General features: G+C 36.3%; 25 protein-coding genes. 7 read left to right on the plus strand and 18 right to left on the minus strand.

Going from position 1 to position 26,271, the window contains the following annotated elements:
• Positions 1-3 precede the first annotated feature (3 nt).
• Positions 4-855 carry a mechanosensitive ion channel family protein gene (locus ACXACQ_RS09915; RefSeq protein WP_474975784.1) on the minus strand — a complete coding sequence of 284 codons (852 nt, stop codon included), beginning with the start codon at positions 853-855 and terminating at the stop codon, positions 4-6.
• The gene (locus tag ACXACQ_RS09920; RefSeq protein ID WP_474975785.1) at positions 856-1,725 is read right to left on the minus strand and encodes an alpha/beta hydrolase family protein; all 870 of its coding nucleotides are present in this window, start codon (positions 1,723-1,725) and stop codon (positions 856-858) included.
• A gap of 54 nt (positions 1,726-1,779) precedes the next feature.
• Between ACXACQ_RS09920 and ACXACQ_RS09925 the strand changes: the two genes are divergently transcribed.
• A complete protein-coding gene (locus ACXACQ_RS09925) occupies positions 1,780-2,754 on the plus strand; it encodes a polyprenyl synthetase family protein (protein ID WP_474975786.1) in 975 nt (324 codons plus the stop codon).
• Positions 2,755-2,830: 76 nt separating this feature from the next.
• On the opposite strand, the gene ACXACQ_RS09930 is transcribed toward ACXACQ_RS09925, so the two are convergent.
• Positions 2,831-4,273, minus strand: a complete 1,443-nt coding sequence (locus ACXACQ_RS09930) for a DUF5106 domain-containing protein (RefSeq protein WP_474975787.1) — start codon at positions 4,271-4,273, stop codon at positions 2,831-2,833.
• Positions 4,274-4,448: 175 nt separating this feature from the next.
• On the opposite strand from ACXACQ_RS09930, the gene gldA reads away from it, so the two are divergent.
• The 5 genes from gldA to dnaN all read left to right on the plus strand — a co-directional run bounded on the left by gldA (position 4,449) and on the right by dnaN (position 9,952).
• Positions 4,449-5,372 (plus strand): gliding motility-associated ABC transporter ATP-binding subunit GldA, encoded by a 924-nt coding sequence (gene gldA, locus ACXACQ_RS09935; RefSeq protein ID WP_474975788.1) that lies wholly within the window; start codon positions 4,449-4,451, stop codon positions 5,370-5,372.
• Entirely contained in the window at positions 5,369-6,097 is a 729-nt protein-coding gene (gene gldF, locus ACXACQ_RS09940) for a gliding motility-associated ABC transporter permease subunit GldF (protein WP_474975789.1), read from the plus strand. Before gldA ends, gldF begins: the two co-directional genes overlap by 4 nt.
• Positions 6,091-7,788, plus strand: coding sequence for a gliding motility-associated ABC transporter substrate-binding protein GldG (gene gldG / locus ACXACQ_RS09945; RefSeq protein WP_474975790.1), 1,698 nt, complete (start codon positions 6,091-6,093; stop codon positions 7,786-7,788). Before gldF ends, gldG begins: the two co-directional genes overlap by 7 nt.
• Positions 7,789-7,791: 3 nt before the next feature.
• Positions 7,792-8,745, plus strand: a complete 954-nt coding sequence (locus ACXACQ_RS09950) for a DUF4340 domain-containing protein (protein ID WP_474975791.1) — start codon at positions 7,792-7,794, stop codon at positions 8,743-8,745.
• A gap of 82 nt (positions 8,746-8,827) precedes the next feature.
• Positions 8,828-9,952 carry a DNA polymerase III subunit beta gene (gene dnaN, locus ACXACQ_RS09955; RefSeq protein WP_474975792.1) on the plus strand — a complete coding sequence of 375 codons (1,125 nt, stop codon included), beginning with the start codon at positions 8,828-8,830 and terminating at the stop codon, positions 9,950-9,952.
• Positions 9,953-10,028: 76 nt separating this feature from the next.
• Here the strand turns inward: dnaN and ACXACQ_RS09960 are convergent, their stop codons facing one another.
• From ACXACQ_RS09960 to ACXACQ_RS09980, 5 genes are all read right to left on the minus strand, one after another.
• A complete protein-coding gene (locus ACXACQ_RS09960) occupies positions 10,029-10,859 on the minus strand; it encodes a mechanosensitive ion channel family protein (protein WP_474975793.1) in 831 nt (276 codons plus the stop codon).
• An 85-nt stretch (positions 10,860-10,944) separates the two neighbouring features.
• Complete coding sequence (gene murA / locus ACXACQ_RS09965) at positions 10,945-12,255, minus strand: UDP-N-acetylglucosamine 1-carboxyvinyltransferase (RefSeq protein ID WP_474975794.1); 1,311 nt, start codon at positions 12,253-12,255, stop codon at positions 10,945-10,947.
• The gene (locus ACXACQ_RS09970; RefSeq protein ID WP_474975795.1) at positions 12,255-12,914 is read right to left on the minus strand and encodes a DUF4290 domain-containing protein; all 660 of its coding nucleotides are present in this window, start codon (positions 12,912-12,914) and stop codon (positions 12,255-12,257) included. The genes murA and ACXACQ_RS09970 overlap by 1 nt, the downstream gene beginning before the upstream one ends.
• A gap of 19 nt (positions 12,915-12,933) precedes the next feature.
• Positions 12,934-15,207, minus strand: a complete 2,274-nt coding sequence (locus ACXACQ_RS09975) for an ATP-dependent helicase (RefSeq protein ID WP_474975796.1) — start codon at positions 15,205-15,207, stop codon at positions 12,934-12,936.
• 136 nt (positions 15,208-15,343) lie between these two features.
• Positions 15,344-17,641, minus strand: a complete 2,298-nt coding sequence (locus ACXACQ_RS09980; protein ID WP_474975797.1) for a TonB-dependent receptor domain-containing protein — start codon at positions 17,639-17,641, stop codon at positions 15,344-15,346.
• Positions 17,642-17,939: 298 nt separating this feature from the next.
• On the opposite strand from ACXACQ_RS09980, the gene ACXACQ_RS09985 reads away from it, so the two are divergent.
• A complete protein-coding gene (locus ACXACQ_RS09985; protein WP_474975798.1) occupies positions 17,940-18,515 on the plus strand; it encodes a DUF3109 family protein in 576 nt (191 codons plus the stop codon).
• Here the strand turns inward: ACXACQ_RS09985 and ACXACQ_RS09990 are convergent.
• The 10 genes from ACXACQ_RS09990 to pdxA form a co-directional block, all read right to left on the minus strand.
• Complete coding sequence (locus ACXACQ_RS09990) at positions 18,512-19,150, minus strand: hypothetical protein (RefSeq protein ID WP_474975799.1); 639 nt, start codon at positions 19,148-19,150, stop codon at positions 18,512-18,514. The genes ACXACQ_RS09985 and ACXACQ_RS09990 overlap by 4 nt on opposite strands.
• A gap of 103 nt (positions 19,151-19,253) precedes the next feature.
• Positions 19,254-20,600: an acetyl-CoA carboxylase biotin carboxylase subunit gene (accC, locus tag ACXACQ_RS09995; RefSeq protein ID WP_474975800.1), complete on the minus strand. Its 1,347-nt coding sequence runs from the start codon at positions 20,598-20,600 to the stop codon at positions 19,254-19,256.
• Positions 20,601-20,686: 86 nt separating this feature from the next.
• Positions 20,687-21,175 carry an acetyl-CoA carboxylase biotin carboxyl carrier protein gene (gene accB, locus ACXACQ_RS10000; RefSeq protein ID WP_474975801.1) on the minus strand — a complete coding sequence of 163 codons (489 nt, stop codon included), beginning with the start codon at positions 21,173-21,175 and terminating at the stop codon, positions 20,687-20,689.
• Positions 21,176-21,203: 28 nt separating this feature from the next.
• On the minus strand, positions 21,204-21,770 hold the full coding sequence (efp, locus tag ACXACQ_RS10005; protein WP_474975802.1) for an elongation factor P: 567 nt from the start codon (positions 21,768-21,770) through the stop codon (positions 21,204-21,206).
• Positions 21,771-21,826: 56 nt separating this feature from the next.
• Positions 21,827-22,819, minus strand: coding sequence for a beta-ketoacyl-ACP synthase III (locus ACXACQ_RS10010; RefSeq protein WP_474975803.1), 993 nt, complete (start codon positions 22,817-22,819; stop codon positions 21,827-21,829).
• Positions 22,820-22,833: 14 nt separating this feature from the next.
• On the minus strand, positions 22,834-23,775 hold the full coding sequence (gene plsX / locus ACXACQ_RS10015) for a phosphate acyltransferase PlsX (protein WP_474975804.1): 942 nt from the start codon (positions 23,773-23,775) through the stop codon (positions 22,834-22,836).
• Positions 23,776-23,786: 11 nt separating this feature from the next.
• Positions 23,787-23,978 carry a 50S ribosomal protein L32 gene (gene rpmF, locus ACXACQ_RS10020; RefSeq protein ID WP_202244210.1) on the minus strand — a complete coding sequence of 64 codons (192 nt, stop codon included), beginning with the start codon at positions 23,976-23,978 and terminating at the stop codon, positions 23,787-23,789.
• Positions 23,979-24,005: 27 nt separating this feature from the next.
• Entirely contained in the window at positions 24,006-24,545 is a 540-nt protein-coding gene (locus tag ACXACQ_RS10025) for a YceD family protein (protein ID WP_474975805.1), read from the minus strand.
• A 158-nt stretch (positions 24,546-24,703) separates the two neighbouring features.
• Positions 24,704-25,090, minus strand: a complete 387-nt coding sequence (locus ACXACQ_RS10030; protein ID WP_474975806.1) for a TerB family tellurite resistance protein — start codon at positions 25,088-25,090, stop codon at positions 24,704-24,706.
• Positions 25,091-25,198: 108 nt separating this feature from the next.
• Positions 25,199-26,257: a 4-hydroxythreonine-4-phosphate dehydrogenase PdxA gene (gene pdxA / locus ACXACQ_RS10035; protein WP_474975807.1), complete on the minus strand. Its 1,059-nt coding sequence runs from the start codon at positions 26,255-26,257 to the stop codon at positions 25,199-25,201.
• Positions 26,258-26,271 lie beyond the last annotated feature (14 nt).

Below are 26,271 nucleotides of genomic sequence, written 5' to 3' on the forward strand. Positions count from 1 at the left end.
TCATTAAGCTGATTTCTTTTCTTTGTAAACAATAGTTCGGTGTGGGTAAGGAATACTTATTCCTGCCAGATCAAACCTTTCTTTAACAGATTTATTCATGTCACATTTCATTATAAAACCTTCACCGGGCGTATTAGCCCATAAATAAGCACGTATATTAACCGAGCTATCTCCAAAACCAATTACTCTAACAACAACTTTAGGAATATCATTAGAAAGGTCTTCTTCTGTGCGGTTATCTATTAAGTTAGCATGAGCCTCTGCTTCTTCTCTTATAATATTTATGGCCATGTCCATATTAGATTCATAGCTGATCCCTATTTCGAAGAAAACACAGGTTTTGGTTTCTGCTAAGGTAGAATTTACGATAGTTTGATTACTAATAATAGAGTTAGGTATAACTATTCGTCTGTTTTCATAATTATTGATGACAGTATGCCGGAGGGTTATATCCTCTACAGTACCTGTATAAGTATTACTTACATTAATAATGTCTCCGACTCTAAAAGGTTTGAAAATAACTATAAAAATGCCACTTATAATATTGGAGAAAGCACTTTGGGAAGCGAAACCCACTATGGCAGCTACTACACCGGCACTTGCAAATAAGGTTACTCCATAACTTTTTAGTTCAGGAATAGTAAAAAAAATGAGAATAATAGCCAGTATGTATATAATGAAGCTTAATGCATTTTTAAGGAAATTATATTTGGTAGGGTCTACATTAAGTTTGGTAGATGCATTTTTAACAAAGCTATTGAGTATGTTTCTTAAAAAGTAAGAAAACACCGCTGCCATAACTAATATGGCCAACGGAATTATCATGTATTTGAAATACCAGAGTTGTAAGTTCATTTAACCAGCAAACTTAGAGAAAAATTGAATTGTACGTGCTACTGCTGTTTTAGTATCTTCTGGCAATGCGTTGTGTTCGTAGGGGTGAGCTCCTCCAAATACATGGTTAGCATTGTCAATCAATAATAATTCGGAGTGAGGACAACTCTCATGTAGCATAAGCGCACTCGTGTGCGGTACAGTTTCGTCATTGGTGCCGTGGATAATTAAAAATGCCTTTTTAAGATTTTTAGCAGCATTGGGTATACTCAATCGTTCTTCGTTAGCATAAAAGTCCTCTACAATCTGGTACTTCATTGGCATATCCTGCTTGGTTCTGCTATTAGGCATCATAAATACTCCTTCTTTTTTCCATGCTTCAAGAATGTGATCTGGCCAGCCAAATTTGAAATCAGCTACGGAGGCCCAGGTGGCAACAGCTCTGATGCGGTCATCTTCATAGGTCTTTAGTATGGCTAATCCTCCGCCACGGCTATGGCCTATTAAGAATAATCTTTCTAGGTCCATCTCATCTTTGTCTATGTCACACTCTGCAGAATGTAAATAATCAATGACAGTACCTATATCGTCTAATTCAATGCTAAAGTTATTTTCGCTAAAGGCCTCCATGTTGCCATATTCTGTTGGGTTGTCTACCGTGGTGCCGTTATGCGAGAGATTTAACTTTACGTATACGTACCCTGCTTGAGCCATTTCGTTGGCCACCAGGTTAAATGTGCCCCAATCTTTGAAGCCTTTGAAGCCGTGAATAAAAATAATTACAGGTTTTTTTAATTTATTTTGCACGTATCTGGTGTCGACTAATATTTTTGCAGCTTTATGCTCACTTTCAAGTATGATGTCTTGCTTTATTTTCAAAGAGTTAGTCATTATATATTTTGATTAGGGTTATTTCGTGATTAATATTGTAGCTCACTGGTCAACATGGCTTTAAAACTAAGAGATATTCAGGCACCGATAGCTTCAGAGATGGAGGAATTTGAAAAGAAATTCCGATTATCTATGAAGACAAAGGTTTTATTATTAGACAAAATAATGAGCTACATTGTTAAGCGCAAAGGTAAGCAAATGAGGCCTATGTTTGTGTTTCTTAGCGCGGGAGCTTGTTCTGAAATTACAGAAGCTACATATCGTGGTGCTTCTCTTATAGAATTACTTCATACCGCCACCTTAGTGCATGACGATGTAGTAGATGATGCCAATTACAGGAGAGGCTTCTTTTCTGTAAATGCGCTGTGGAAGAATAAAATAGCGGTGCTTGTTGGTGATTACTTGTTAAGTAGAGGCCTACTCCTCTCTGTAGATAATGGTGATTATGACTTGCTGAAAATCGTTTCGCAGGCGGTGAAGCTAATGAGTGAAGGGGAACTGCTGCAAATGGAGAAGGCCAGAAGGCTGGATATTACCGAAGAGGTTTATTATGAAATAATCAGACAAAAAACGGCTTCTTTAATAGCTTCTTGCTGTGCTGTGGGGGCTGCATCTACTAATCAGAATGAAGATGTAATAGAGAAGATGCAGATGTTTGGAGAGAAGGTAGGAATGGCTTTTCAGATTAAAGATGATTTATTTGATTATGGTGAGACCGAGGTAGGGAAGCCTTTAGGTATTGATATTAGAGAAAAGAAAATGACCCTTCCTTTAATTAATGCATTAGAAAATGCCTCTAAAAGGGAGAAGCGTCATATCCTCAATTTGGTGAAGAACCACAATGACAATACTAAAAAAATTAATGAGATAATTGCTTTTGTAAAGGCATCGGGAGGGTTGCAGTATGCTCAGGATGTAATGCATAAGTACTACCAAGAAGCTTTGGCTATTTTAGATGCGTTTCCTGAATCTCAGTATAAAACTTCATTAAGGCAACTGGTGCAGTTTACCATTGAAAGAAATAAATAGAATAAACTATATCAAAAATAAAAAAGCCAATTGCACTGCAATTGGCTTTTTTTATTGGAGGCTTACATTAAATGTGTTACTGAGATGCTTCGTTTTCCTTTAGCTCCGCTTCCATTTTGGTGTATTTTTCTAAAAAATCTTGAAGCCTATCGGCAGGCAGTTTTTTAGCAATAATTTTCTTTTTGTCGTTCAGTACATAAATAGTAGGAGTAGTTAATGCATCGTATAATTTACGGTAATGCTCTGTGTACGTTCTTGGGCCGTTTACTGTGGTCCATTCCTCAATGTGCATTTTTTTGATGTACTCCTTCATTTTTGTTAAACTAGAATCTGCCGAAATAGCATATATACCTACGTCAAAAGTGGTTTCATCGTAAAAGCTTTTAAGTTTAGGTGTTTCTTTTTTACAGTGCCCACAATCAGGATCATAAATATAAATGATGGTGTATTTGTGAGGTACATCATACAAAGCTTGTGGTACTAAGTTTTCGTCTTGTATTTTTAGAGGCGGGGCTTGCTTGCCAACTAAGCTATTTCTAAGTTGGTCAGCCCTTTCTTTTAAGTTTTTCTTTAAGCTAGCATTAGCCCAAAAATCCATTTCTCCAGATTCGAAATATTGATCGTAAATATCTACGAAAACTTCATCAAGGCCCATGATTTCGGGTTGTTGATATTTAATGGCAGCAGTCCAAACCAAATATTTATAAGTATCGGTGTTCTTCTTAGCTACAGCTGCCATTTTGTTTAATTCCTTTATGACAGTATCAGGGTGTTGTACTATGAGTTTGTCTAAGTAATCTTCTACCTTTTTCTTGTAGATGGGGTCAGCTAAGCGAATAAGCGTAGGGTCACTTAAATCAAAGTAATCCCAATAGTGATTTTTGTAATAATTATATCTGAAGTCAGGGTCTGGTTTGCCATTAGCCATTAGTGGAGCTTCAGGAACGTCAATTCTTTTGTTGGCTTTAAGCATCTTGGCCACAATAGAATTAGGGTGCTTGGCTATAATTTCGTCTTGGTGCTGCAGAACTTTCTGATTTATCTTCTCTAGCCCTTTTCTTGCCTCTGCTTTTTTGTCTTCTGTTTGCAGGCTATCTTGTAATATCTTTACAAAAGGTTGAGCCTCATCATTTCTTTCAATGTTATAGATGATGTTACTAAAGAAGATTTGATTTTCTTCACTGCCAGATATTTTAGCAGATTTTACAAAATCAGGTCGGTTAGTTTTTATAGAAAAATCCTGATCTTTATCTATCACTATGTCAAAAAGACGAGATTTATTGAGTACGATAAAATAAACGCCAGTTTCTAAAGGTTTTTTGCCGGTAAAACTAAAGTTGCCGTTAGCATCTACCGTGGCAGTATCTCTCACATAAGTGCTTTCTCCGAAAAAATTACCTAAGTAAACGGTAGTATCTGCTATTCCTGCTACATTAAACTTTATGTTATAGCCCTTTTGAGCGTGAGCTGAAACAATACTTAGCGTGATAAAAATTAAAAATAATACCCTTTGTTTCATGTTTATCAGAATTAGGTCTGTAAGTTTGAAAATCAACAATAATACAAAACGTAAAGTTTCTTATTGTAAGATTACAATTTTACAGATTTACAATTGAAGTTACTATGCAATCACGGCCTATAATTTTTTTGCCATAAATACAGTAACTTAATAAATTTGTCGTTGATTTTATACTATGTCAATAACGGTTAAGAGTCTTACCAAGATATTCGGAGAGCAGCGGGCAATAGACAATGTATCTTTTGAAGTGAAAAAAGGAGAGATACTGGGGTTTTTAGGGCCAAACGGAGCTGGTAAATCCACTACAATGAAAATAGCTACTGGTTATTTGCCGCCCACCACAGGTACGGTAGAAGTTTGTGGGTTTGATGTTTTAGAAAATTCTTTAGAAGTACGCAAGCATATTGGTTATCTACCTGAGCATAATCCTCTTTACTTGGATATGTATGTACGCGAATACCTGGAGTTTATAGGTAAAGTGTATGGGATGAAAGGTAAAGCTTTGCGTCAGCGCCTCGATGAGATCATTGCTTTATGTGGCCTTACCAGAGAGCAGAATAAAAAGATAGAGGCTTTATCTAAAGGGTATAGGCAAAGAGTGGGGCTTGGGCAAGCATTGATTCATGATCCGGAAGTGTTGATTTTGGATGAACCTACCACTGGGCTGGACCCCAATCAGATTGTAGAGATACGACAACTCATAAAAAGCATTAGCCAGAATAAAACCGTAGTTTTTTCTACGCATATCATGCAAGAAGTGCAGGCGCTTTGCGATAGAGTAATTGTGATTAATAAAGGTAAAGTGGTAGCTAATGATGCTATAGAGCAGTTGAAGACCACTTCTACCAAAGTGGCTGTTATTACTGCTGAGTTTGATGCACCAGTGTCTGTAGATGTTTTGAAGGATATTGAGGGGGTGCTTGAAGTAGAGGCATTAAAAGATAATAAATATTCCATAAAAGCAGCATTGGACAAAGATGTGCGTCCTGCAGTATTTAAGTTTGCTAGCGAACAAGGCCTTACCTTGTTGGGTATGCAGCAGCAGGAAGTGACTATAGAGAATGTATTTCAGGAGCTTACAAAAGGAGGAGATAAATGATACAGGTTTTTGTAAAAGAGTTTAATAGTTTTTTAAACTCACTTATCGCCTATATTGTAATTAGCGTGTTTTTAACGGGCATAGGTCTGTTAATGTGGGTTTTTCCTGATACATCTGTTTTAGAGTATGGCTATGCCGATATGGAAACGCTGTTTTCATTAGGACCTTATGTTTTTATGTTTCTAATCCCCGCTATCACCATGCGTATGTTTGCGGAAGAGAAACGTGGCGGTACCATAGAGTTATTGTTGACAAAGCCGCTAACGGATTGGCAAATTATTTTAGGTAAATACCTTTCTGGATTTATGCTAGTGGTTTTTGCTGTACTGCCTACACTCATTTACTATTGGTCTATCTATCAACTAGGAGCACCTAAAGGAAATATTGACACGGCAGGAGTGATGGGTTCTTATATCGGGTTGCTGCTTTTGGGAGCAGTTTTTACAGCTATAGGCATCTTCTCTTCTTTAATTAGTACTAATCAGATAGTTTCATTTATAGTGGCGGTGTTTTTATGCTTTATTGTCTATACCGGATTTTCATCTATTGCTGCTATTAACGAATGGGGAGGCTTCTCTTCTTTTATAGATCAACTAGGGATATTATATCATTACGATTCATTAAGCAAGGGGCTGATTGACAGCCGTGATGTAATTTATTTTTTAAGTGTAATTACAGTAGTGCTTTTGGCTACTAAATTAATTTTAAGCAGCAGAAAATGGTAAATCTCAACAGTCGGAAATTAGAGTCTTTTTTAAGATTTGCTATAGGCTTAGTGGCTGTTATATTGATCAATATAGTGGTTTCACAACATTTTTTTAGAGTGGATCTTACTGAAGAGGGACGTTACTCTATAAAAAAGCCAACCAAAGAGATGCTCAAAGACCTCGATGATGTGGTGTATATTGAAGTTTACTTGGATGGGGAGTTGAATGCAGGTTTTACTCGATTGCAAAAATCTATAAGAGAAACTCTTGAGGAATTTAGGGTTTATTCTGGAAATAATATTCAGTATACTTTTAACGATCCTTCGCTGGCAATGAGTGAAAAGGCCAGAGGTGAGTTTATGCGAGGCTTAATGGCGAAAGGTATTCAGCCTACTAATATTATTGATGAAAAAGATGGTAATAGGGTGGAAAAGCTCATTTTTCCAGGGGCTGTTATCAGTTATGGTGGTGCCGAAGTAGGAGTGATGCTGCTAAAAGGAAATAAGGCTTCTACCGCAGAGGAGAAACTCAATCAGTCTATAGAAGGCGTTGAATATGAGTTTGCTTCAGCTATAAGAGGTTTAACTACATTAGAAAGAAAGAAAATTGCAGTCATTAGAGGGCATAATGAACTTGATTCATTAGAAATGGCTAGTCTGAGCTCATCTCTAGCTGCTAATTATGATTTGGCTAAAGAAGAATTGAATAAAGATTTGCAGGCTTATGATGCCATGATAATAGCTAAACCTACCACATCATTCTCCGATTATGAGAAGTATTATCTAGACCAGTACATTATGGCTGGAGGTAAGGTACTATTGATGATGGATAAGCTCTATGCAAATATGGACAGTGCATCTGCCGCTAACAATTTTGCCTTGCCCTATGATTTAAATTTAGATGATCAACTTTTTAAATATGGTGTTAGGGTTAATGCTGACTTAGTGCAAGATCAAAGGGCTGTAGGTTACCCCGTAGTAGTCGGAAATATGGGAGATCAGCCGCAGATTAAACTTCAAAATTGGCCTTTCTATCCTATAATAAATAGGTTTGCTAATCATCCTATAACTCGCAATATGGATGGCGTATTGCTGAAGTTTGCTTCTACTATAGATAGCATTACTGTAGCTGGCGTAAAGAAGACACCTTTATTGTTTACCTCTCAATATTCACGTTCAGTAACAGCTCCTGTAAATGTTTCAGTTCAGGATTTAAGAAAGAACTTAACTCCAGAGATGTTAAACAGGCCATTCATTCCAGTTGCTTATCTGCTTGAAGGAGAATTTGAATCGTTGTATCACAATAGGTTTAAGCCAGAAGGAGTAAATGATAAAAACTTTAAAGAAAGGGCCGCTGAAGGAGCTAAGCTTTTGGTTGTGGCTGATGGTGATATTGCCGCAAATGAAATCAATAGGAGAACCGGAGAACCTCAGCCTTTAGGTTTTTATCCTTTTGTGAAGACTGAATTTGCAAACGAAGATTTTCTTATGAATGCAATAGCCTATTTACTTGATGATTCAGGAATTATTACAGCGAGGAATAAAGAAATTAAAATCAGACCATTGGATAAAGTAGCCATTAATAATGAAAAAACGGAATGGCAATTAATTAATCTTGTGGTGCCCGTGGTGCTGATCATTCTTTATGGACTACTAAGGTATTATTTGCGCAAAAGAAAGTATACTGGATATTCTACAGAAGAGAAATAAACAATGCAGAAGAGACGAAATATAAGGCTTCTTTTAATTTTAATAGTACTGATTGGGGCTACTGTACTTGCGTATTTTGTAACTAGGCCAGAAGATAGGCTGGATGTAAAGCGGGAGCTTTTTAGCTATGCAGACCCTAGCCATGTTAATAAAGTGGAGTTTGTGCAAAATGGGAAGGTTAATACCTTAATGTTTAACGACAGGGAGTGGAAAATCAATGATAAATATGAGGCAGATCAACAACGTGTAAGCGTTTTGTTTGCCGTACTTAAGCAAGTGAGGGTGAGGCGTAGGGTTTCGAAGCATAAAATTGATTCTATAGAGAGTAAAATGAGGGTTGATGGTGTAGAGGCTAAATTCTATGAAGGTGATAACCTGATAAAAGATGTAGTTATCTGGGGAGATGAAGATAATCATGTTACCTATATGCAGAAAGCAGGTGATTCAGAACCTTATATAGTGGAGATACCTGGGTACAGAAGTTATTTGGCAGGTATTTATGATTTAGATGAGAATGGATGGAGAAATCCATTAGTTTTTGATGTCAACTGGAATAATCTAGAGCGAGTAAAAATGGATTATGCTCTTCAATCTACTGAAAATTTTACGGTAGAACATTCAGAGGGTTTTTATCATATACCACAAATAGAAAAGACAGACTCCCTTAAACTAACAGGGTTTTTAGATGATGTTTCGCTTTTGTATGTAAATGATTATCTTAATGAGACGGAGGTGGCTGAACATCAGCAATATATGGTGGATGGTCCGCAGGCTGTAATAACGGTTGAGGATATTGCCAATAAAAAGTATACCTTAGAGGTATTCAAGGAGATTAAAAATAAGAAAGAAATCTTGGTAAGGATTGACTCTTCAGAAATGGGTGTGGTGGATTATTATAAGATAAAAAGAGTCCTTAGGCCTAAAGATTTTTTCATTGAAAAGAAACGCTCGATATAATGCAATATCCCGTTTCCTATAAATGATTTTATTTTTAACTTTACCGAGTTTAAAATATAACTATACGTAATCATCATCAGTAATGAAATTTATTGTTTCTTCATCAGCACTTTTAAAGCAGCTTGCAAGTATCAATGGAGTAATTACCACTAATCCGGTAGTTCCTATTTTGGAGAATTTTCTTTTTGAAATAGAAGATGGGAAATTAACTGTTACAGCTTCTGATCTGCAAACTTCTATGATTACTGAAATAGAAGTAGAATCAAAAGAAGGTGGTAGCATTGCTGTTCCTGCAAAAATTCTTCTTGAGACACTGAAGAATTTACCAGAGCAGCCAGTGACTTTTTCTATTGATGAGGATACCTATAGTGTTGAAATCAGCTCAGATAACGGTCGTTATAAGTTAGCAGGTGAAAATGCTACAGACTTCCCTAAAGTGCCTACAGTATCTGATGATTTCTCTGTAGACATGTCTACTCAGGTTTTGAGCAGTGCTATCAATAATACTATTTTCGCAACTAGCAACGATGAATTAAGACCGGCCATGACTGGGGTTTACATGAACCTTACTGATACAAATACTACGTTTGTATCTACTGATGGTCATAGATTGATTAGGTATAGAAGAGTAGATGTAGCCTCTGATAATGGCAATGCTATCATCATACCACGTAAGGCATTAAATCTATTAAAGTCTACGTTGCCTTCTGAAAATACTAATGTTTCTGTTGAGTTCAACGTGTCTAATGCGTTTTTCAGATTCAATAATATAAAAATGATTTGTCGTCTGATCGATGAGCGTTTTCCTGATTATGAAAACGTAATTCCTGCAGATAATAACAATACAATGATTATTGACAGATCTGATTTGGTGAGTTCATTAAAGAGGATCGCAATTTATGCCAATAAAACAACACACCAGGTGAGATTAAAAATTACTGGTAGTGAGCTTCAAATTTCAGCTGAAGATTTAGACTTTGCTAATGAAGCTAATGAAAGACTTTCGTGTGAACATGATGGAGAGGATATCGAAATCGGATTCAACGCTAAGTTTTTAATAGAAATGCTTAACAATGTAGATTCTGATAAGGTAGAATTAAGACTTTCTGAGCCTAATAAGGCAGGACTTTTAATTCCTACTGATAAGAATGATAATGAAGATATATTAATGCTTGTAATGCCTGTAATGCTTAATAATTACGTGTAATAGGTATACATGCTGATGAACAAAAAAGGCTTTCCTTACAAGGAAAGCCTTTTTTGTTTTATATAAAAGTAAGTTTTTATTCTTTGCTAGCCGTTTCATTGTAAATATGAACATCTCTTTGTGGGTATGGAATAGAGATGCCATTTTTATCAAATTCAAGTTTAACATTCTCTTGGAAGTCCCAGTACAGATTCCAGTAATCAGCACGATTAACCCAAGGTCTAACATTGAAGTTAACAGAGCTATCGCCAAGACTAGCTACTGTTACAGTAGGTTCAGGCTCCGCAAGCACTCGAGAATCATTTTTAACCATGTTCTCTAGTATTTCTTTAGCCTTTTTAATGTCATCGTCATATCCAATTCCAAAAACCAAATCAACTCTTCTAGTATCGTTGGCCGAATAGTTTTTGATCGAGTTATTAGATAAGTCTCCGTTGGGTATCACAATTCTTACATTGTCGGGAGTGGCCAATACAGTTTGGAATATTTGTATTTCTTTTACCGTACCGGAGTGTCCGCCACCTTCAATATAGTCACCTACTTTGAAAGGTCTTAATGTAAGCAGTATTACACCTCCTGCAAAGTTTTGTAGAGTGCCTTGAAGAGCTAGACCTATAGCAAGTCCTGCGGCTCCAATAATGGCTACAAAAGAGGTCATTTCAATGCCTACTGTAGTGAGTACACTAAGCACTAGTAATACAAGTAGGGTGTTGTGGAAAAGGCTGCTAAGGAATGGTTTTAGTGAATCATCAACCTTGCGGCCCTCTAAGAATTTTGTGAAAGAGCGAGATATAAATTTTACAACCTGCAAGCCGATGACTAATATAAGTACGGCTTTTATGATCATTAGGCCTATATCTACCCCTTTGGTGGCTAAAAATAGTTTAGCTTGATCTAGGTATTCCATAAAAGATAAAATTGTTAAGTTTTAAGTATATCTAAAGACGCATAGTTACATGTAAAATAACTTAAAACTTAACAATTTCCTAGTCTTAATGTTCTAAACGCTGGATGTCAGCACCTAAAGCTTTAAGTCTTGAATCAATATTTTGATATCCTCTATCTATTTGTTCTACATTAGAGATAATACTCTCACCTTCTGCTGATAATGCTGCAATGAGTAATGAAACACCAGCTCTAATATCAGGAGAAGACATTTTAATGCCTCTTAAATTTTGCTTTCTGTCTAGGCCTATTACCGTAGCTCTGTGCGGGTCGCATAATATAATCTGTGCGCCCATGTCTATGAGTTTGTCAACAAAGAATAAACGGCTTTCAAACATTTTTTGATGTACGAGTACAGTACCCTTTGCCTGAATAGCTGTAACCAATACAATGCTAAGCAAGTCAGGAGTGAAGCCAGGCCAAGGTGAATCTGCAACAGTCATGATGCTACCATCAATGAAAGTGTCAATTTCATAATGCTTTTGCGCAGGTACAATAATGTCATCGCCATTAAATACCATTTGTATGCCGAGCCTTCTAAATACTTCAGGGATAAGTCCTAGTTGTTCAATCCCTGCATTTTTTATAGTAATTTCAGACTGGGTCATAGCGGCTAAGCCAATGAAGCTACCTACTTCTATCATATCAGGAAGAAGTGTATGTTCTGTGCCTCCAAGTTGGTCTACTCCTTCAATAGTTAGCAGGTTAGAGCCAATGCCCTGTATTTTTGCTCCCATCCTATTAAGCATTTTACATAGCTGCTGTAAATAAGGCTCACAGGCAGCATTGTAAATGGTAGTTTTGCCTTTAGAAAGTACTGCCGCCATTACAATATTTGCGGTACCAGTAACAGAAGCTTCATCAAGGTGCATATAGCAGCCTTGAAGATTAGACGCGTCAATTTTAAAGAATCCGTCTTTAGAGTTATAGTTGAATTTAGCTCCTAACTTTTCGAATCCTATAAAGTGAGTGTCAAGTCTTCTTCTTCCTATTTTATCACCACCCGGTCTTGGAATTTTAGCCTTTCCGAATCGGGCTAATAATGGGCCTAAAATCATTATTGAACCTCTTAAAGAAGCCGCTTTTGATTTGTAAGCGTCTGTCTCCAGATAGTCTACATCTATATTTTTAGCTGTGATTTTATATGATTCTGAATCTAGCTTCTCTACCGTAGCTCCTAAATCACCAATTAGCTCTATAAGCTTATTTACATCCCTTATATTGGGTATTTTGTGGAGGGTAACTGCTTCTTCAGTGAGCAACGTTGCAGCTACAATTTGCAATGCTTCGTTTTTTGCTCCTTGAGGGATTATTTCTCCGCTGAGGCTGTGACCTCCTTGTATTTTGAAAGAACTCATTAATTTCTTCTTCTTCTTCTGTTGTTGTTGTTTGACTTTCTGTTATCTCTATCTCCCGATTTTCCCTTTTGAGAATTATTTTGATTTGTCTTACGCTTGTTTTTGTATAACTTCTCAAATAGGTTGTCTTCCTTCACTTTTTCAAGATCGATGTCTAAACTACCACCAGAAATGCTTTTAATATTTTCTAGAATAACAGAGTCATCAATTACTTCTTTATTCCAGCTGCCATAGAAGCTTTTCATTAATTTACCTATGTAAATAATAGCTTCTTCTCTTTCTTGAGGGTCTTCTTTTTTTATAGCTTCTTTTATTAAAAGCTCTATGTTTCTGCCGTAATGGCGGTATTTAATATGATGATAAGTATATTCTAATCTCTTTGGCTTTTTAAAAAGTAAACCTACTTCTGGAGCAGGGTATGGACAATCGATATCTAGGTCAAAGTCAGCCATGATAAAAAGATCGTCCCAAAGCTTTTGGCTAGTTTCAGGGGTTTCTTTTACAGAAGGAGTAACCTGTCTCATTAATTCTATTAGCGTTTCAGCTTTTTGCGAGCGCTCTTCCCTGTCTTTTATAGTCTTTAAGTACTTAACTAGTTTTTGTACATTTCGACCATATTCTTTTAAAATGAGTGGTGGTTGGCTAGTGTTATATTCCATCGTGAGGATATTAGTGCTATTAATTAGCGTGTATTTTTAATTTAGCAAAACTAAGTAATAAAGTCTTTTCTCCAAAGTCGTCAAAATGAACTTTGGCCTTTCTATTGGCGCCCGATAGATCCAGTTCTACAACTTTTCCAAACCCAAATTTTGGGTGTTCTACTTTCATGCCTTCTTTTAGCTGCGAGGTATCGCTGGGCTTAAAGTCTGCCGAAGGTTTGTAATTAGATTTTCTTACAACGGGTTGAGATCTAGTAGTTTTTTTTATTCCATTAACTAAATCTTTCGCGTAGTTAGAGTTGGAGCTGCTTTCTCTTACTGCTGGCCCTGATTCTACCTTTGTATGACGCCTGCTGATTTTAATAAAAGTAGGGTCTATCTCATCAATAAATCTGCTAGGTTCGCAGTTTTTTAGCCTTCCAAATCTATATCTTGATAACGCATAAGATAAATAAAGCTTATGTTCGGCTCTGGTTATGGCTACATAGAACAAACGTCTTTCTTCTTCAAGGTCGGCTCTACTACTAATCATCATCTGAGAAGGAAAGAGATCTTCCTCCATGCCCACCACATAAACATTCTTGAACTCAAGTCCTTTGGCCATGTGTATGGTCATCATGGTTACTTTTTCTTCGTCATCATCCTTATCGTTATCAACGCCTGTGATCAAGGCCACCTCTTGTAAGAATGATCCTAAAGATTTGTCTTCCTTCTCTTCATCATCTACATATTCTTTTACCGCATTTAAAAGCTCTTGCACGTTTTCGTACCTGCTAAGCCCTTCTACAGTTTTGTCTTCGTAGAGTTCTTTTAGCATGCCTGAGCCTTTTGCAATAGTGTTTGCAGCTTCAAAGGCATCCTTTTTTTCAATTTCTATTTTGAAACGTTTTATTAAAGTCACAAAATCCATCACGGCATTGGCAGCTCTGCCAGGCAGGTACCTACTAATGTTCGTTAAAACGTCCCAAAGTCCAATGTTATTTTCATTGGCAGCAACTACTATTTTGTCTATGCTGGTGCCTCCAATCCCTCTTTTGGGGTAGTTGATGATTCTACGTAAAGACTGCTCGTCATTGTGGTTAATGCTATACCTTAAGTAAGCCATTAAATCTTTGATCTCTTTACGTTGGTAGAACGATAATCCTCCAATTATTTTGTAGGAAATGTTCATTCGCCTTAGGGCTTCTTCCATAGCCCTTGATTGACTATTGGTTCGGTAAAGAATGGCGAAATCTTTATTTGTTAATTGGTTTTGAGCTTTCTCTTCAAATATGGAGTTGGCTACCAATTTACCTTCTTCATTATCACTCGTGGCTCTTAGCAGTTCTATTAACGTACCATCATTATTGGCAGTCCAAACGTTTTTCTTTAACTGCGCGCGGTTTTTAGCTATAATAGAGTTGGCTGCATTTACTATGTTTCTGGTTGATCTGTAATTTTGCTCTAGCTTAATTACTTTCAAATCAGCATAGTCCTTTTCAAAATTGAGTATATTTTGAATATCAGCACCACGGAAGGCGTAGATACTTTGAGCGTCATCACCTACCACGCAGATGTTTTGGCGAACTGCAGACAGCTTTTTCGTAATTAGGTACTGGCTGATGTTGGTATCCTGAAACTCATCTACCATTACGTAATGAAAGCGCTGCTGATATTTGTTTAAGACATCAAGGTGTTCTTTAAAAAGCACATTGGTGTTGAAGAGTAAATCATCAAAATCCATAGCACCTGCTTTAAAGCACCTTTCTGCATACGCTTTGTATATTCTTCCCATTTCTGGCTTCATGTTGCTTTCATCATCAGCCTTATAAATGGGGTTCCGCAAGTATTCTCGCCAAGAAATAAGTCTGTTTTTAGCTCCTGATATTCTATTAAGTACCACGTTGGGCTTATATAGTTTATCGTCAAGACCCATTTCTTTTACTATGGTTTTAATGAGCTGTTTAGAATCATCAGCGTCATAAATAGTGAAGTTACTTGGGTAGCCTAGCTTATCTGCTTCGGCCCTTAAAATTCTAGAAAACACGGAGTGGAAGGTTCCCATCCATAGGTTTCTTGCATCTTTGCCCACCACAGATTCAATACGATCGCGCATTTCTTTTGCGGCTTTATTGGTAAATGTTAGGGCTAATATATTAAAAGGGTCTATCCCCTTTTTTTCCATTAAATAGGCAATTCGAAAGGTTAATACTCTGGTTTTTCCCGATCCGGCACCCGCTATAATCATAGTTGGCCCGTCTGTGTTTACCACCCCCTCGTACTGCGGTTCATTAAGAGTTTTTAGATAATCCATTCTCGATCTTTAACAACACGTATACTATTCCAAAGTTCAAAAATAACTTAATCTTTTGTAATATGTGGAGTGCCTGCTTGTAATTTGCAGATTTACACGTTTAAAGACTATTAATTTTTAAATAAAAAGCTGTGTGTTAGAATATTCGAGATTTTTCTTCTTCGTTTTTGCTTCTATCCATATCACTTTTCACTTTGCCTCCGATGCTGTAGGTAAGCCTTAGTAATACATACTGGGAATCATAATATCCTGTAAAGGTGTTTTTTATGCCATCGTAATAAGAGGTGAAGATGGCTTTTCGGCTTTTCAAAATATCGTTGCCTGTTAGTTTAACCTTAAGGGCTCCATCCATTAAACTCATATTTACTCCGCTATTTAAATAGTAGAAATCGCTGCTGCTATCAAGGTTGTAATTTCCTTTGGTAATGTAGCCGAAGGTTATGAAATATGAAATATCTGGCGATTTACGGAGTTCTAACTCATTACTGATGATGAAGTCTCCATTCCATCCTTCAAGGTGGTTAAGTACATCAGGTATGGTGGCAGTGGTTTTGGAATAATATCCAGAAAGTTGAATGCTTGTTTCGCAATATGAAAGGGGGTTGAAAACTATATATTCGAAAATGCCCCAAGTGTTATTAGAATAGAAATTAATGGGGTAAACGGTTTGTGTCTTGGCTTCATTGTCTAAGATAGTTACTTGCTCGTAACCGTTATCTAAATGTGAATAATAAAACGTAGTGGTAATACTTTCCTTCCACATCGTTTCTAGCTCTATATTATGAGTATATGATGGTCTTAGGTTTGGATTTCCTTTAGAAGTGGAGTAGGGGGAATATACCCACACAAAGGGGTTGAGATCAGAAAAATAAGGGCGACTTATTCTTTTACCATACTTCACCGAATAGCTGAAATTACCATCAGGACTGTAGGAAGCATAAAAGCTAGGAAATAATTTTGAATAATTGCGCTTGTTAGTCTCTAATGAAGATATGCCTTTTGTTTGCGTATATTCTGCTCTAAGGCCAGCTTGCAAAGACCATTGTTTTGTTAAATCTTTATTCACTGATATGTAACCTGCTTGAGTATGTTCCTTAAATTGAAATTGATTGTATATTTCAGTCATATTCCAGTTAGAATATATTAAGTTATCGGTATTTGAAAACGAAAATTTAGCCCCGTAATTAAAATTCACCAATGTGATAGGGTGCTCTATATTAATATTTATGGCGTGGTTTTTAACGCTTTGTGTTCCTGAGTTTAAAAAGTGCTGATGTTGGTTAGGCTCAGAATTGTTGATAAGGGAGGTGTGTTGATTGTCGTTATTATCATTACTATAATCAATGAAATCATAATCTAGTTCTACTTTTCTGTTTTTTGAATCTAGTATATATTCTGTATGTAGGTTGGCCGTGTGAGTGTCTTTAATAGAGTAATTTTCACCAAGAGTTAATAAAATGCTATCAACGCTAAGTTGCTCATTGTAAATGCTAGTTTCAATATTGTTATCAGCACTATCATCCGCCCTGTTGAATCCATAATTGAACCCCGCCTTGAAATTATCATTGAATTGATATTCAGTGCCTAGTTGAAAAGCATATTTGTCTATTTTATTTTTAGTTCTATAATCTTCAACCCAAAGATTATTAGGAAAGTAAATTTTAGTAACATTAGAAATGTGTAGGTTATAGCTCGAATAGTTTATGCTACTAGCAATATTTAATTTTTTCTTATTCAAATTTAGATTAGCGAAAGCTCCATCTGAAGTCATACTGCCTTGTCTTACATATGGGCTTATTGATGCACTCCAATTTCTGCTATCTTTATTCAAAATAATATTAATCATCCCACTATTGCCTTCTGCGCTGTATTTTGCAGGAGGAATGCTAATTACTTCTATTGAAGCTATATTTTCGGCTGGTATCGTTTTTAAATAATTAAGTAGATCTGTGCCGGTTAGTTTTTGTAATACGCCATTTATCATAACTCTGATATTACTTTTGCCCACCATTTTCAAAGCATCTTGATCGATTCTTATTCGTGGAGTGAGTTGCAGTGCGTCAACTGCATTTCCCTGTGAAGCAGCCACACTTTGATTGACATTAAACACTAGTCGGTCAGCTTTTTGTGTGATTATGGCTTTTTTTCCATGTATCGTAAGTTCTTGTAACTGAACATCACGCTGTGCGAGTTTAATAATGTTTAATGTTATGTCTTGTGACATTTCTATGGATTTGGAATAAGGTTCATATCCCACAAAACTGGCTGTTATATTATACTTACCCTTTTTTAAATTAATGCTGAAAAAACCGTTTTTATCAGTAATGACACCATTACTAGTGTGATGAATACTGTCAGTTACAATTATATTTACAAATTCTAGAGGTTGATCTGTTGCATCAGTAACATGACCAGATAAGTGTACCTGTGCCATTATTTCTGTATTAGTGGTTATTAGTATAAAGAGTAATAAAAATAGAACCAGTAGCTTATTTGTATGCATTGTAGAAATAAGTAAGGACAGTTGAGTTTAGGATAATATAGTATTATGATTAATTAATATAAATATAATTATTTTAAATTGATTTTAATAAGTATTTTGAGACGTAAAGAATTAGAGGTTAAATAATCAGCTGTATTTGAGAGTTTTATCAAGATTGTAATGGTTCTAAATAGTGCATAAAACTGATTAGGACTACAAAGGGATCAGGTAAAAGAATTAATTTTGAAGTATGATAGAATTAGAAAATACAATCATATCAGATGATATAAAGGAAAAGTTCTTTGTATGCAATCTGGAGAAATGTAAGGGGGCTTGTTGTGTAGAGGGCGATTTGGGCGCTCCTTTATTGGAAGAAGAGTTGGCTGTATTTGATGAGATATATGATAAGGTAAAGCCATATTTATCAGAAGAAGGGAAAAAAGCCATATCGGAGCAAGGGAGGTATATTTTAGATGAAGATGATGAGTTTTCAACTACTACTATAGAAGGAAAAGAGTGTGCCTATGCCATTTATGATGACAAGGGTATTTTAAAGTGTGGTATTGAGCAGGCGTATAATGATGGGAAAATTGATTATCAAAAACCTGTTAGTTGTCATTTGTACCCTATAAGAATAACAAAGTACGACCAGTTTGAGGCCTTAAATTACGATAGATGGGACATTTGCAGCCCAGCCTGTAGTTTGGGTGAAGAGTTAAGTGTACCGGTATATAAATTTGTAAAAGGACCTCTTATTCGTAAGTATGGAGAAGAATGGTATGCTAAGCTTGAAAAAATTATTGATGAAGAAGGTGATAAGGCCTAAGGTAGTGGCGCATAAATTGCTATTCTAAAACTCAAAATATTATCGTTACCAATATCCCCTAATTCAGATATATTGTCCAAATAATCTGTTAGGGGATTTTTTATTGATGCTTGAAGCCCCACGCCCATTTTATTAGGAAGCCTGTAAATTCCCCCAACTGAAGTTGGCAACATTAGCGTTGAGTTGCTGTATGTTTCATCTTCCTGCCTGCTATTCTCGATGTCAGACAAGTCATTACCTTCACTATCTTTAGGCGTAAATCTTATTAACCCTATACCTTGCCCTATATAAATGGTATAGTCCGTTTTGTAAATAAGGTTGTAATGAAGTTCGTAAGTAAAAGTGATAAAATTGGATTTGAAATATCGGTTAGGTCGTGCATTTACTATGCTATTGTCTGCGTTAAACTGGTAGTTCTCACCAGAAACAGATCCTATACCTAGATTTAAGCTGCCATTTAATTTTTCTTTTTTATGAAACTGAGCACCTGCTTCAAAAGAACCTCTATATCCTTCATAAGAAGATAAATCACCGTTATACGAATTCATACCAATACCAACGTATAGGTTAGTTTGAGCATAACTGCTGATAGTGGTTAAGAGTATAATGTAAATGATACCAAGTGCTTTATTCATAAATGAGCATTGATTTAAAGTAAACCAATTTATGAAATTAAAGGGCATAAAAAAAGCCCTAACCACATAGGTTAAGGCTTTTTTTATATCATAGTCAGATACCTTATTTGATAGTGCTGAAATCAAATGTATCTAAGAATTTGGTAGTGAAGTTACCTTCATTAAATTCTTCGTTATCCATTAATGTCAAATGGAAAGGTATAGTAGTTTTAATGCCTTCAATTACGAATTCATTCAAAGCACGCTTCATTCTGGTAATTACTTCTTCTCTTGATTGTCCACTTACAATGAGTTTCGCAATCATAGAGTCGTAGTTTGGAGGAATAGTATAGCCAGCATACACATGGCTGTCTACTCTTACTCCATGTCCACCAGGCATGTGCAAGTTAGTAATTTTCCCTGGAGATGGTCTGAATCCGTTAGAAGGGTCTTCAGCATTGATTCTACATTCCATAGAATACAAGTTAGGGAAATAGTTCTTACCTGAAATTTCTATACCAGCAGCAACTTTAATTTGTTCTTTTATCAAGTCAAAATCAGTTACTTCTTCAGTAATAGGATGTTCTACCTGAATACGAGTATTCATTTCCATAAAGTAGAAGTCTCCATGCTTGTCCACTAAGAACTCTACAGTACCAGCACCTTCATATTTAATAGCTTCAGCTCCTTTTATGGCAGCTTTACCCATTTTTTCACGAAGTTTTTGGGTTACAATAGGAGAAGGAGTTTCCTCTACTAACTTTTGGTGTCTTCTTTGAATAGAGCAATCTCTTTCAGAAAGGTGGCAAACTCTTCCGTTTTTATCACCTACAATCTGAATTTCGATGTGTCTAGGCTCTTCAACAAATTTCTCTAAGTATAATCCGTCATTACCAAATGCAGCACCCGCTTCTTGACGAGCATCATCCCAAGCTTTCTTGAATTGAGATTCGTCATTAACGATACGCATACCTCTACCACCACCACCGGCAGTAGCTTTTAGTATAACAGGATATTTAATTTTCTTAGCTATGTTTAACCCTTCTTCTATAGAACTTAAAAGCCCTTCAGAACCAGGGATGGTAGGTACTCCTGCCTTTTGCATTGTAGCTTTGGCAGTAGCTTTATCTCCCATGTTGTTAATCATATCAGGAGATGCCCCGATGAACTTAATACCATACTCCGCACATACAGCACTGAACTCAGCATTTTCAGCCAAGAAGCCGTAGCCAGGGTGAATAGCATCAGCATTAGTAATTTCAGCCGCTGCTATAATATTAGGTATATTTAAGTATGACTCACTACTAGGAGCTTTACCTATACAAACCGCCTCGTCCGCAAACCTAACATGCAAACTGTCTTTATCAGCAAGTGAATAAACAGCCACAGTTTTGATGTCCATTTCACGACATGTGCGGATAATCCTTAAGGCAATTTCTCCTCTATTGGCAATTAATATTTTCTTAAACACGATTGTCGGTTTTTGTTGCTTATAAATAACTTATTTTCCGGATTCCTTGAAGAAATCCATGTACTAAGGTGATACCTACAAGCTTATTATGAAGGATCTACCAAGAATAATACTTGATCATACTCCACAGGAGAAGCATTCTCAACCATTACCTTAACGATAGTACCAGAAACCTCTGATTCAATCTCGTTGAATAATTTCATTGCTTCAACGATACATACAGGTTGTCCTATTTCGATTTTATCTCCTACTGCTACAAAGGCAGGAGAATCTGGGTTAGAAGATCTGTAGAAAGTACCGATCATAGGAGATTTAACCTCTATATATTTAGAAGTATCTTCTTTAGGTGCAGCAGCAGGAGCCTCTGAAGTACTAGCTGCGCTTGGAGCAGAAGTAGGGGCTGGTGCTGGTGTTACAGGTGCAGGAGCTGATACTGGCGCACTTTCAATATACTTAGTCTCAACATCAGGGCTACGCTTTACAGAGAGCTTTAGTTCTTCTGTTTCAATGTTAACTTCGTTAAGCCCACTTTGAGAAATGAAGTCTATAAGATCTCTTATTTCCTTTGTTTTCATATAAGTAGCAATTTTTTTTAGTAAAAATTTATTCTTTAACCCTTTCAGAGTATGAATTTGTACGGGTATCTATTTTTATTTTATCACCTTCATTGATAAATAAAGGTACTTGAATTTCTGCTCCTGTTTCTAACGTAGCAGGTTTAGATGCATTAGTAGCAGTATCACCTTTTATACCAGGTTCGGTATAAGTAATGGTTAACTCTACAAAGGCTGGTAATTCAGTACCTATAATTTTTTCTTCTTCTGCATGGAAAAGCACATCAATGATTTGCCCGTCTTTAATGAGACCTGGATTTTCAATTAAATGTTCTTCTACTAAGCCTTGCTCGAAGGTTTCGGTATCCATAAAATTAAAGCCCAAATCATCTTTGTATAAAAACTGATGAGGTCTTCTTTCAATTCTTGCAGTATTTACTTTGTGACCTGATGAAAAAGTGTTGTCCACCACTTTACCTGTAGTTACACTTTTAAGTTTAGTTCTTACGAATGCAGGTCCTTTTCCTGGTTTTACATGCTGAAACTCCACAATAGTGTAGAGATCATGATTGTAATGGATGCATAAACCGTTTTTAAAATCGGCTGTTGTTGCCATAACAGAAAATAGTTTAAATCTAATTTACAATTCAAATAACGAATAATCCGCCTGGATTATTTGGGATCGTACGCCCATTTTAAATAAATAGCTCCCCAAGTAAAGCCTCCACCAAAAGCAGCCAATACTAAGTTATCGCCTTTTTTTAATTTGGATTCATAGTCCCAAAGTAACAAAGGTATAGTACCAGCAGTGGTATTGCCATACTTTTCTATATTAATCATTACTTTATCATCAGTAATGCCCATACGGTTAGCTGTGGCGTCAATTATTCTTTTATTCGCTTGGTGCGCTACTAGCCAATCTACATCTTCAGACGTAAGATTGTTGCGTTCCATAATTTTTGCAGCATAATCAGCCATGTTGGTTACAGCAAATTTAAATACTGTAGCTCCATCTTGTCTTGCATAATGCTCGCGAGCATCTATAGTTTCGTGAGTAGCAGGATAACGGCTACCTCCGGCTTTCATATTTAAGTATTCTGCTCCTTTACCATCACTTTTGTGAATAGAATCTATAATACCTGTTTCGTCAGTGGATGGCTCTAATAGTACCGCACCGGCACCATCACCAAAGATAATACAAGTTGTACGGTCAGTATAATCAATAATAGAAGACATTTTGTCTCCTCCTATTACGATTACCTTTTTGTACATTCCAGATTCGATAAATTGAGAAGCAGTAGTTAAGGCGTATACAAATCCTGAACATGCCGCTGAAATATCATAACTGAAAGCGTTTACCGCTCCCACTTCAGCAGAAATGATGTTGGCAGTAGAAGGGAATACCATATCAGGAGTTACTGTAGCACAGATAATTAAATCTATATCTTCAGCGTTAGTTCCTGTTTTTTCTAATAACCCTTTTACGGCAGCTACTCCCATTACAGAAGTACCTTGGCCTTCACCTTTCAGTATTCTTCTTTCTTTTATTCCCGTTCTGGTAGTGATCCACTCGTCAGAAGTGTCTACCATTGTTTCTAACTCTTGGTTAGTTAGCACATAATCAGGAACGTACCCTTGTACGCCTGTAATTGCGGCTTTAGCCATATTTTTATAAAAATTTATTCTCCTAAATGCTCTTTAATTTTCAAATGAATGTTTGACTCAGCCATTTTTAATGAGAGCAATATCATGTTTTTGATAGCTTCTGCACTAGAAACACCATGTCCAATTACCACATTGCCATTGATACCCAAAATTGGGCTTCCTCCAATGGCTTCGTAATTGAAGCTGTCAAAGTATTCATGTTGAATATTACGTGATTTCAATAAATCATAAAAAGTTTCAGCCATTTTCAGAATCACGTTTCCTGTAAAACCATCGCACACAATAACATCAGCCTTGTCGTTAAAAACGTCACGGCCCTCGATATTACCTATAAAGTTGAATTTTTTTGTGAGCTTGAATAATTGGTAGGCTGCTTGGGTGAGGAGAGTTCCTTTTTGTTCTTCTTCTCCTAGGTTCATGAGTCCCACGCGAGGGTTCTCATATTCTAGCACGTGTTTGGCGTATAACGAACCTATTTCCCCGAATTGATAGAGTACATCCGGTTTGCAATCTGCGTTGGCTCCTACATCCATTAGGATACCAAACTTACCGGACTCCTTTGGCACAAAACCGGCAATTCCCGGTCTAATGATACCTTCTATGGCTTTAATGGTGAACATGGCTCCTACATGCATGGCGCCAGTGTTTCCTGCACTACAAAAAGCTTGAACGGCACCGGCTTTTAATAAGCCATAGCCTACTGGAATACTTGCATTAGGCTTTTGCGATAATGCCTTAGTGGGGTGTTCGCCCATTTCTATTACATCATCAGCATTGAATATTTCAATGTTGGGAGATGTAACATTGTGTTCTTCCAGTTTAGCTTTTAGAAGGCTCTCTTTCCCGACAAGTACTATTTTTACATCATCGGGCATTTCTTGTGAGGCTAATCCTGCTCCCAGAACTGTGCAGTCGGGAGCAAAATCACCACCCATTGCATCTAATGCAATTTTCACAAGCAACGAAATTAAGCCAGAACTTCTTTTTCCATCACAACTTTACCTTTGTAGTAAAGTTTGCCTTCGTGCCAGAATGCACGGTGTGGTAAATGAAATTCGCCTGTTGTAGGGCATACTGCCAAATGTTTAGCTTCGGCTTTGTAATGTGTCCTTCTCTTATCTCTTCTAGTTTTAGACGTCTTTCTTTTAGGATGAGCCATTTTTAAAAATTATTTAAAATTAAAATTTTATTTCAGGTTTTTAAGTTTTTGCCATCTTGGGTCAATTTCATCTTCCGATGTATCTTCCTGCGATGGCTCTTCAGTCTCTGAAGTATATATTATTTCATCGACTTCATTATCTTCTGCTTCTTCGGCAAACCTTGGGTGCAACTTCTTCATTGGTATTGCTAAGCCAATGAATTCGTATATATAATGCGCAAGGTTAATTCTTTGCGTATCTCTTCTGATAATGCTTATTTCATCATCAATTTCTTCGTCTTCTTCTCCAAATTTTAATATTAAACTGTCTGAAGTGCTTAGCGGATAGTTAAATAAGTCTAAACTTCTATCACACTCTAATTCTACTTCAGCAGAAATATTAAACTTAATTCTGATGAAATTATCAGTTTTTTCAAGCGATACGTCTACATTTCCTGAGCCTTTCTCGATAATACTATCGGGTAAAGCTTCAAAAAACAAATTACCAATTTCAAATTGGTAATCGTGAATGCCGTTTTTAAGCTTAAATATGTCTACGTTAAATATTTCTAAAACGTCCACAGTCATTCCCTCCAAATTAAGGATGCAAATTTAAAACATAATTCTAATTAGAAAAAGGAAGTTAATACCTTTTTATTTGAGAAGGCTAAATACATGTAAGTCTTCACCATTATATTGAAGTTACATGTTATCTGTCAGATATGCAGTAAGTAAGGGGCTAAATGTTAATTATACTCTGCAAATATAATCTTTTTTAACTCTTTTTTAGAATAAGAATGAATTTCATCTTTCAAAAAAAGTACTACATCTTTTTTAAAACCTAGCTTAATAGCAATGTCAATGCAGAAGATTATTTCACTGTCAAAAATTTGTTCATCTACCAACATAAGTTCTATGCAGCTAATAAGGTATTCAAATTTTTGCTCATCAGACAATGCACCAAACGAACCAATGGGTTCTGGGTTTTCCATTAGTTCTTGTACACAGTCGTTAGAGAAGTTACGCTTTTCTGCTATTCTGTAAATCAAGTTTTTCTCCAAAGTAGAGAAATCTCGATCAGCTGATGCTAATTGGATTAGAATATTTAACTGTTTACGTGTTACAATATCCATTTGCTTAGGAGTATATCGGTAATGAATCGCTTAAATTTAGCTTTTTATAATGAATTAACATAAGTCCTTAATAAATAGTTACAAAGGCTATGTTACTTCAATTATAAATCAAGGATTTTTTTGAGATTCCTTTGTGCTTATTTCCTCAGAATGAGTTTTCCTATGTTTGTAGATGTCTCTGGCCATATATATTGCTTGTAGCATGCTAGTGGCATTGGCAATATTTTTACCTGCTATATCATAGGCTGTGCCGTGGTCTGGCGAGGTTCTGATGATAGAAAGACCAGCAGTATAATTTACTCCATTTTCAAAGGCTAATGTCTTAAAAGGTATGAGGCCCTGATCGTGGTACATGGCTAATACAGCATCAAACTTTGCATATTCTCCAGTTCCGAAAAAACCATCGCTAGGGAAGGGGCCAAAAATAAGGTTGCCTTTTTGTTTTAGAATTTCTAAAGTAGGTTTTATGAGTGCTTCTTCTTCTTTGCCTAGTAGTCCTTCTTCTCCCGCATGCGGGTTAAGGCCTAGTACTGCTATTTTAGGTTTTTGAATGCCGTAGTCTAATTTAAGTGAGTTAATCATTACATTTAGCTTTTTAATGATCAACTCTTTAGTTAATGTTCTGCTTACCTCTTTTAAAGGAATGTGACCTGTGGCAACACCGATCTTTAGATTTTCAGTAGTCATGAACATTAGACTGTCTTGCGCCTCAAAATTCTTGGTGAAGTATTCTGTATGACCAGCATATTTAAAGTCTTCACTTTGGATGTTATTTTTGTTAATAGGTGCTGTTACAACGGCATCTATTAAACCGGCTTTTAAATCAGTAGTGGCTCTTTCTAATGCTAAATAAGATGCTTTTCCTCCTTCTGGGGTTACTTCTCCCATTTTTATTTCAAGCATCTCATTCCAACAATTGACTACATTTACTTTTTTATGATGAAATTTGCCATCATCCTTCACTTGAATGTAGTTGAAGTCGTCAATTTTTAGTGTTTTTCTGTAAAAAGATAACACTTTGGTTGATCCATATATAATGGGAGTAACATAATTTAACAAACGATTATCTCGGAGTGCTTTAATGATCACTTCTGGCCCTATACCATTTATATCGCCTATTGTTATACCAACTTTTGGTTTGTCTTGATGTTTTGAATGACTACTCATTATATATTAACAAC

This window comes from Fulvivirga sp. AWR4_260 (genome assembly GCF_056158185.1).

Excerpts from the sequence above, each read along its gene's own strand:
- ACXACQ_RS09915 (WP_474975784.1), bottom strand. The coding sequence starts at position 855 with ATGAACTTACAACTCTGGTATTTCAAATACATGATAATTCCGTTGGCC.
- ACXACQ_RS09920 (WP_474975785.1), bottom strand. The coding sequence starts at position 1,725 with ATGACTAACTCTTTGAAAATAAAGCAAGACATCATACTTGAAAGTGAG.
- ACXACQ_RS09925 (WP_474975786.1), top strand. The coding sequence starts at position 1,780 with ATGGCTTTAAAACTAAGAGATATTCAGGCACCGATAGCTTCAGAGATG.
- ACXACQ_RS09930 (WP_474975787.1), bottom strand. The coding sequence starts at position 4,273 with ATGAAACAAAGGGTATTATTTTTAATTTTTATCACGCTAAGTATTGTT.
- gldA (WP_474975788.1), top strand. The coding sequence starts at position 4,449 with ATGTCAATAACGGTTAAGAGTCTTACCAAGATATTCGGAGAGCAGCGG.
- gldF (WP_474975789.1), top strand. The coding sequence starts at position 5,369 with ATGATACAGGTTTTTGTAAAAGAGTTTAATAGTTTTTTAAACTCACTT.
- gldG (WP_474975790.1), top strand. The coding sequence starts at position 6,091 with ATGGTAAATCTCAACAGTCGGAAATTAGAGTCTTTTTTAAGATTTGCT.
- ACXACQ_RS09950 (WP_474975791.1), top strand. The coding sequence starts at position 7,792 with ATGCAGAAGAGACGAAATATAAGGCTTCTTTTAATTTTAATAGTACTG.
- dnaN (WP_474975792.1), top strand. The coding sequence starts at position 8,828 with ATGAAATTTATTGTTTCTTCATCAGCACTTTTAAAGCAGCTTGCAAGT.
- ACXACQ_RS09960 (WP_474975793.1), bottom strand. The coding sequence starts at position 10,859 with ATGGAATACCTAGATCAAGCTAAACTATTTTTAGCCACCAAAGGGGTA.
- murA (WP_474975794.1), bottom strand. The coding sequence starts at position 12,255 with ATGAGTTCTTTCAAAATACAAGGAGGTCACAGCCTCAGCGGAGAAATA.
- ACXACQ_RS09970 (WP_474975795.1), bottom strand. The coding sequence starts at position 12,914 with ATGGAATATAACACTAGCCAACCACCACTCATTTTAAAAGAATATGGT.
- ACXACQ_RS09975 (WP_474975796.1), bottom strand. The coding sequence starts at position 15,207 with ATGGATTATCTAAAAACTCTTAATGAACCGCAGTACGAGGGGGTGGTA.
- ACXACQ_RS09980 (WP_474975797.1), bottom strand. The coding sequence starts at position 17,641 with ATGGCACAGGTACACTTATCTGGTCATGTTACTGATGCAACAGATCAA.
- ACXACQ_RS09985 (WP_474975798.1), top strand. The coding sequence starts at position 17,940 with ATGATAGAATTAGAAAATACAATCATATCAGATGATATAAAGGAAAAG.
- ACXACQ_RS09990 (WP_474975799.1), bottom strand. The coding sequence starts at position 19,150 with ATGAATAAAGCACTTGGTATCATTTACATTATACTCTTAACCACTATC.
- accB (WP_474975801.1), bottom strand. The coding sequence starts at position 21,175 with ATGAAAACAAAGGAAATAAGAGATCTTATAGACTTCATTTCTCAAAGT.
- efp (WP_474975802.1), bottom strand. The coding sequence starts at position 21,770 with ATGGCAACAACAGCCGATTTTAAAAACGGTTTATGCATCCATTACAAT.
- ACXACQ_RS10010 (WP_474975803.1), bottom strand. The coding sequence starts at position 22,819 with ATGGCTAAAGCCGCAATTACAGGCGTACAAGGGTACGTTCCTGATTAT.
- rpmF (WP_202244210.1), bottom strand. The coding sequence starts at position 23,978 with ATGGCTCATCCTAAAAGAAAGACGTCTAAAACTAGAAGAGATAAGAGA.
- ACXACQ_RS10025 (WP_474975805.1), bottom strand. The coding sequence starts at position 24,545 with ATGACTGTGGACGTTTTAGAAATATTTAACGTAGACATATTTAAGCTT.
- ACXACQ_RS10030 (WP_474975806.1), bottom strand. The coding sequence starts at position 25,090 with ATGGATATTGTAACACGTAAACAGTTAAATATTCTAATCCAATTAGCA.
- pdxA (WP_474975807.1), bottom strand. The coding sequence starts at position 26,257 with ATGAGTAGTCATTCAAAACATCAAGACAAACCAAAAGTTGGTATAACA.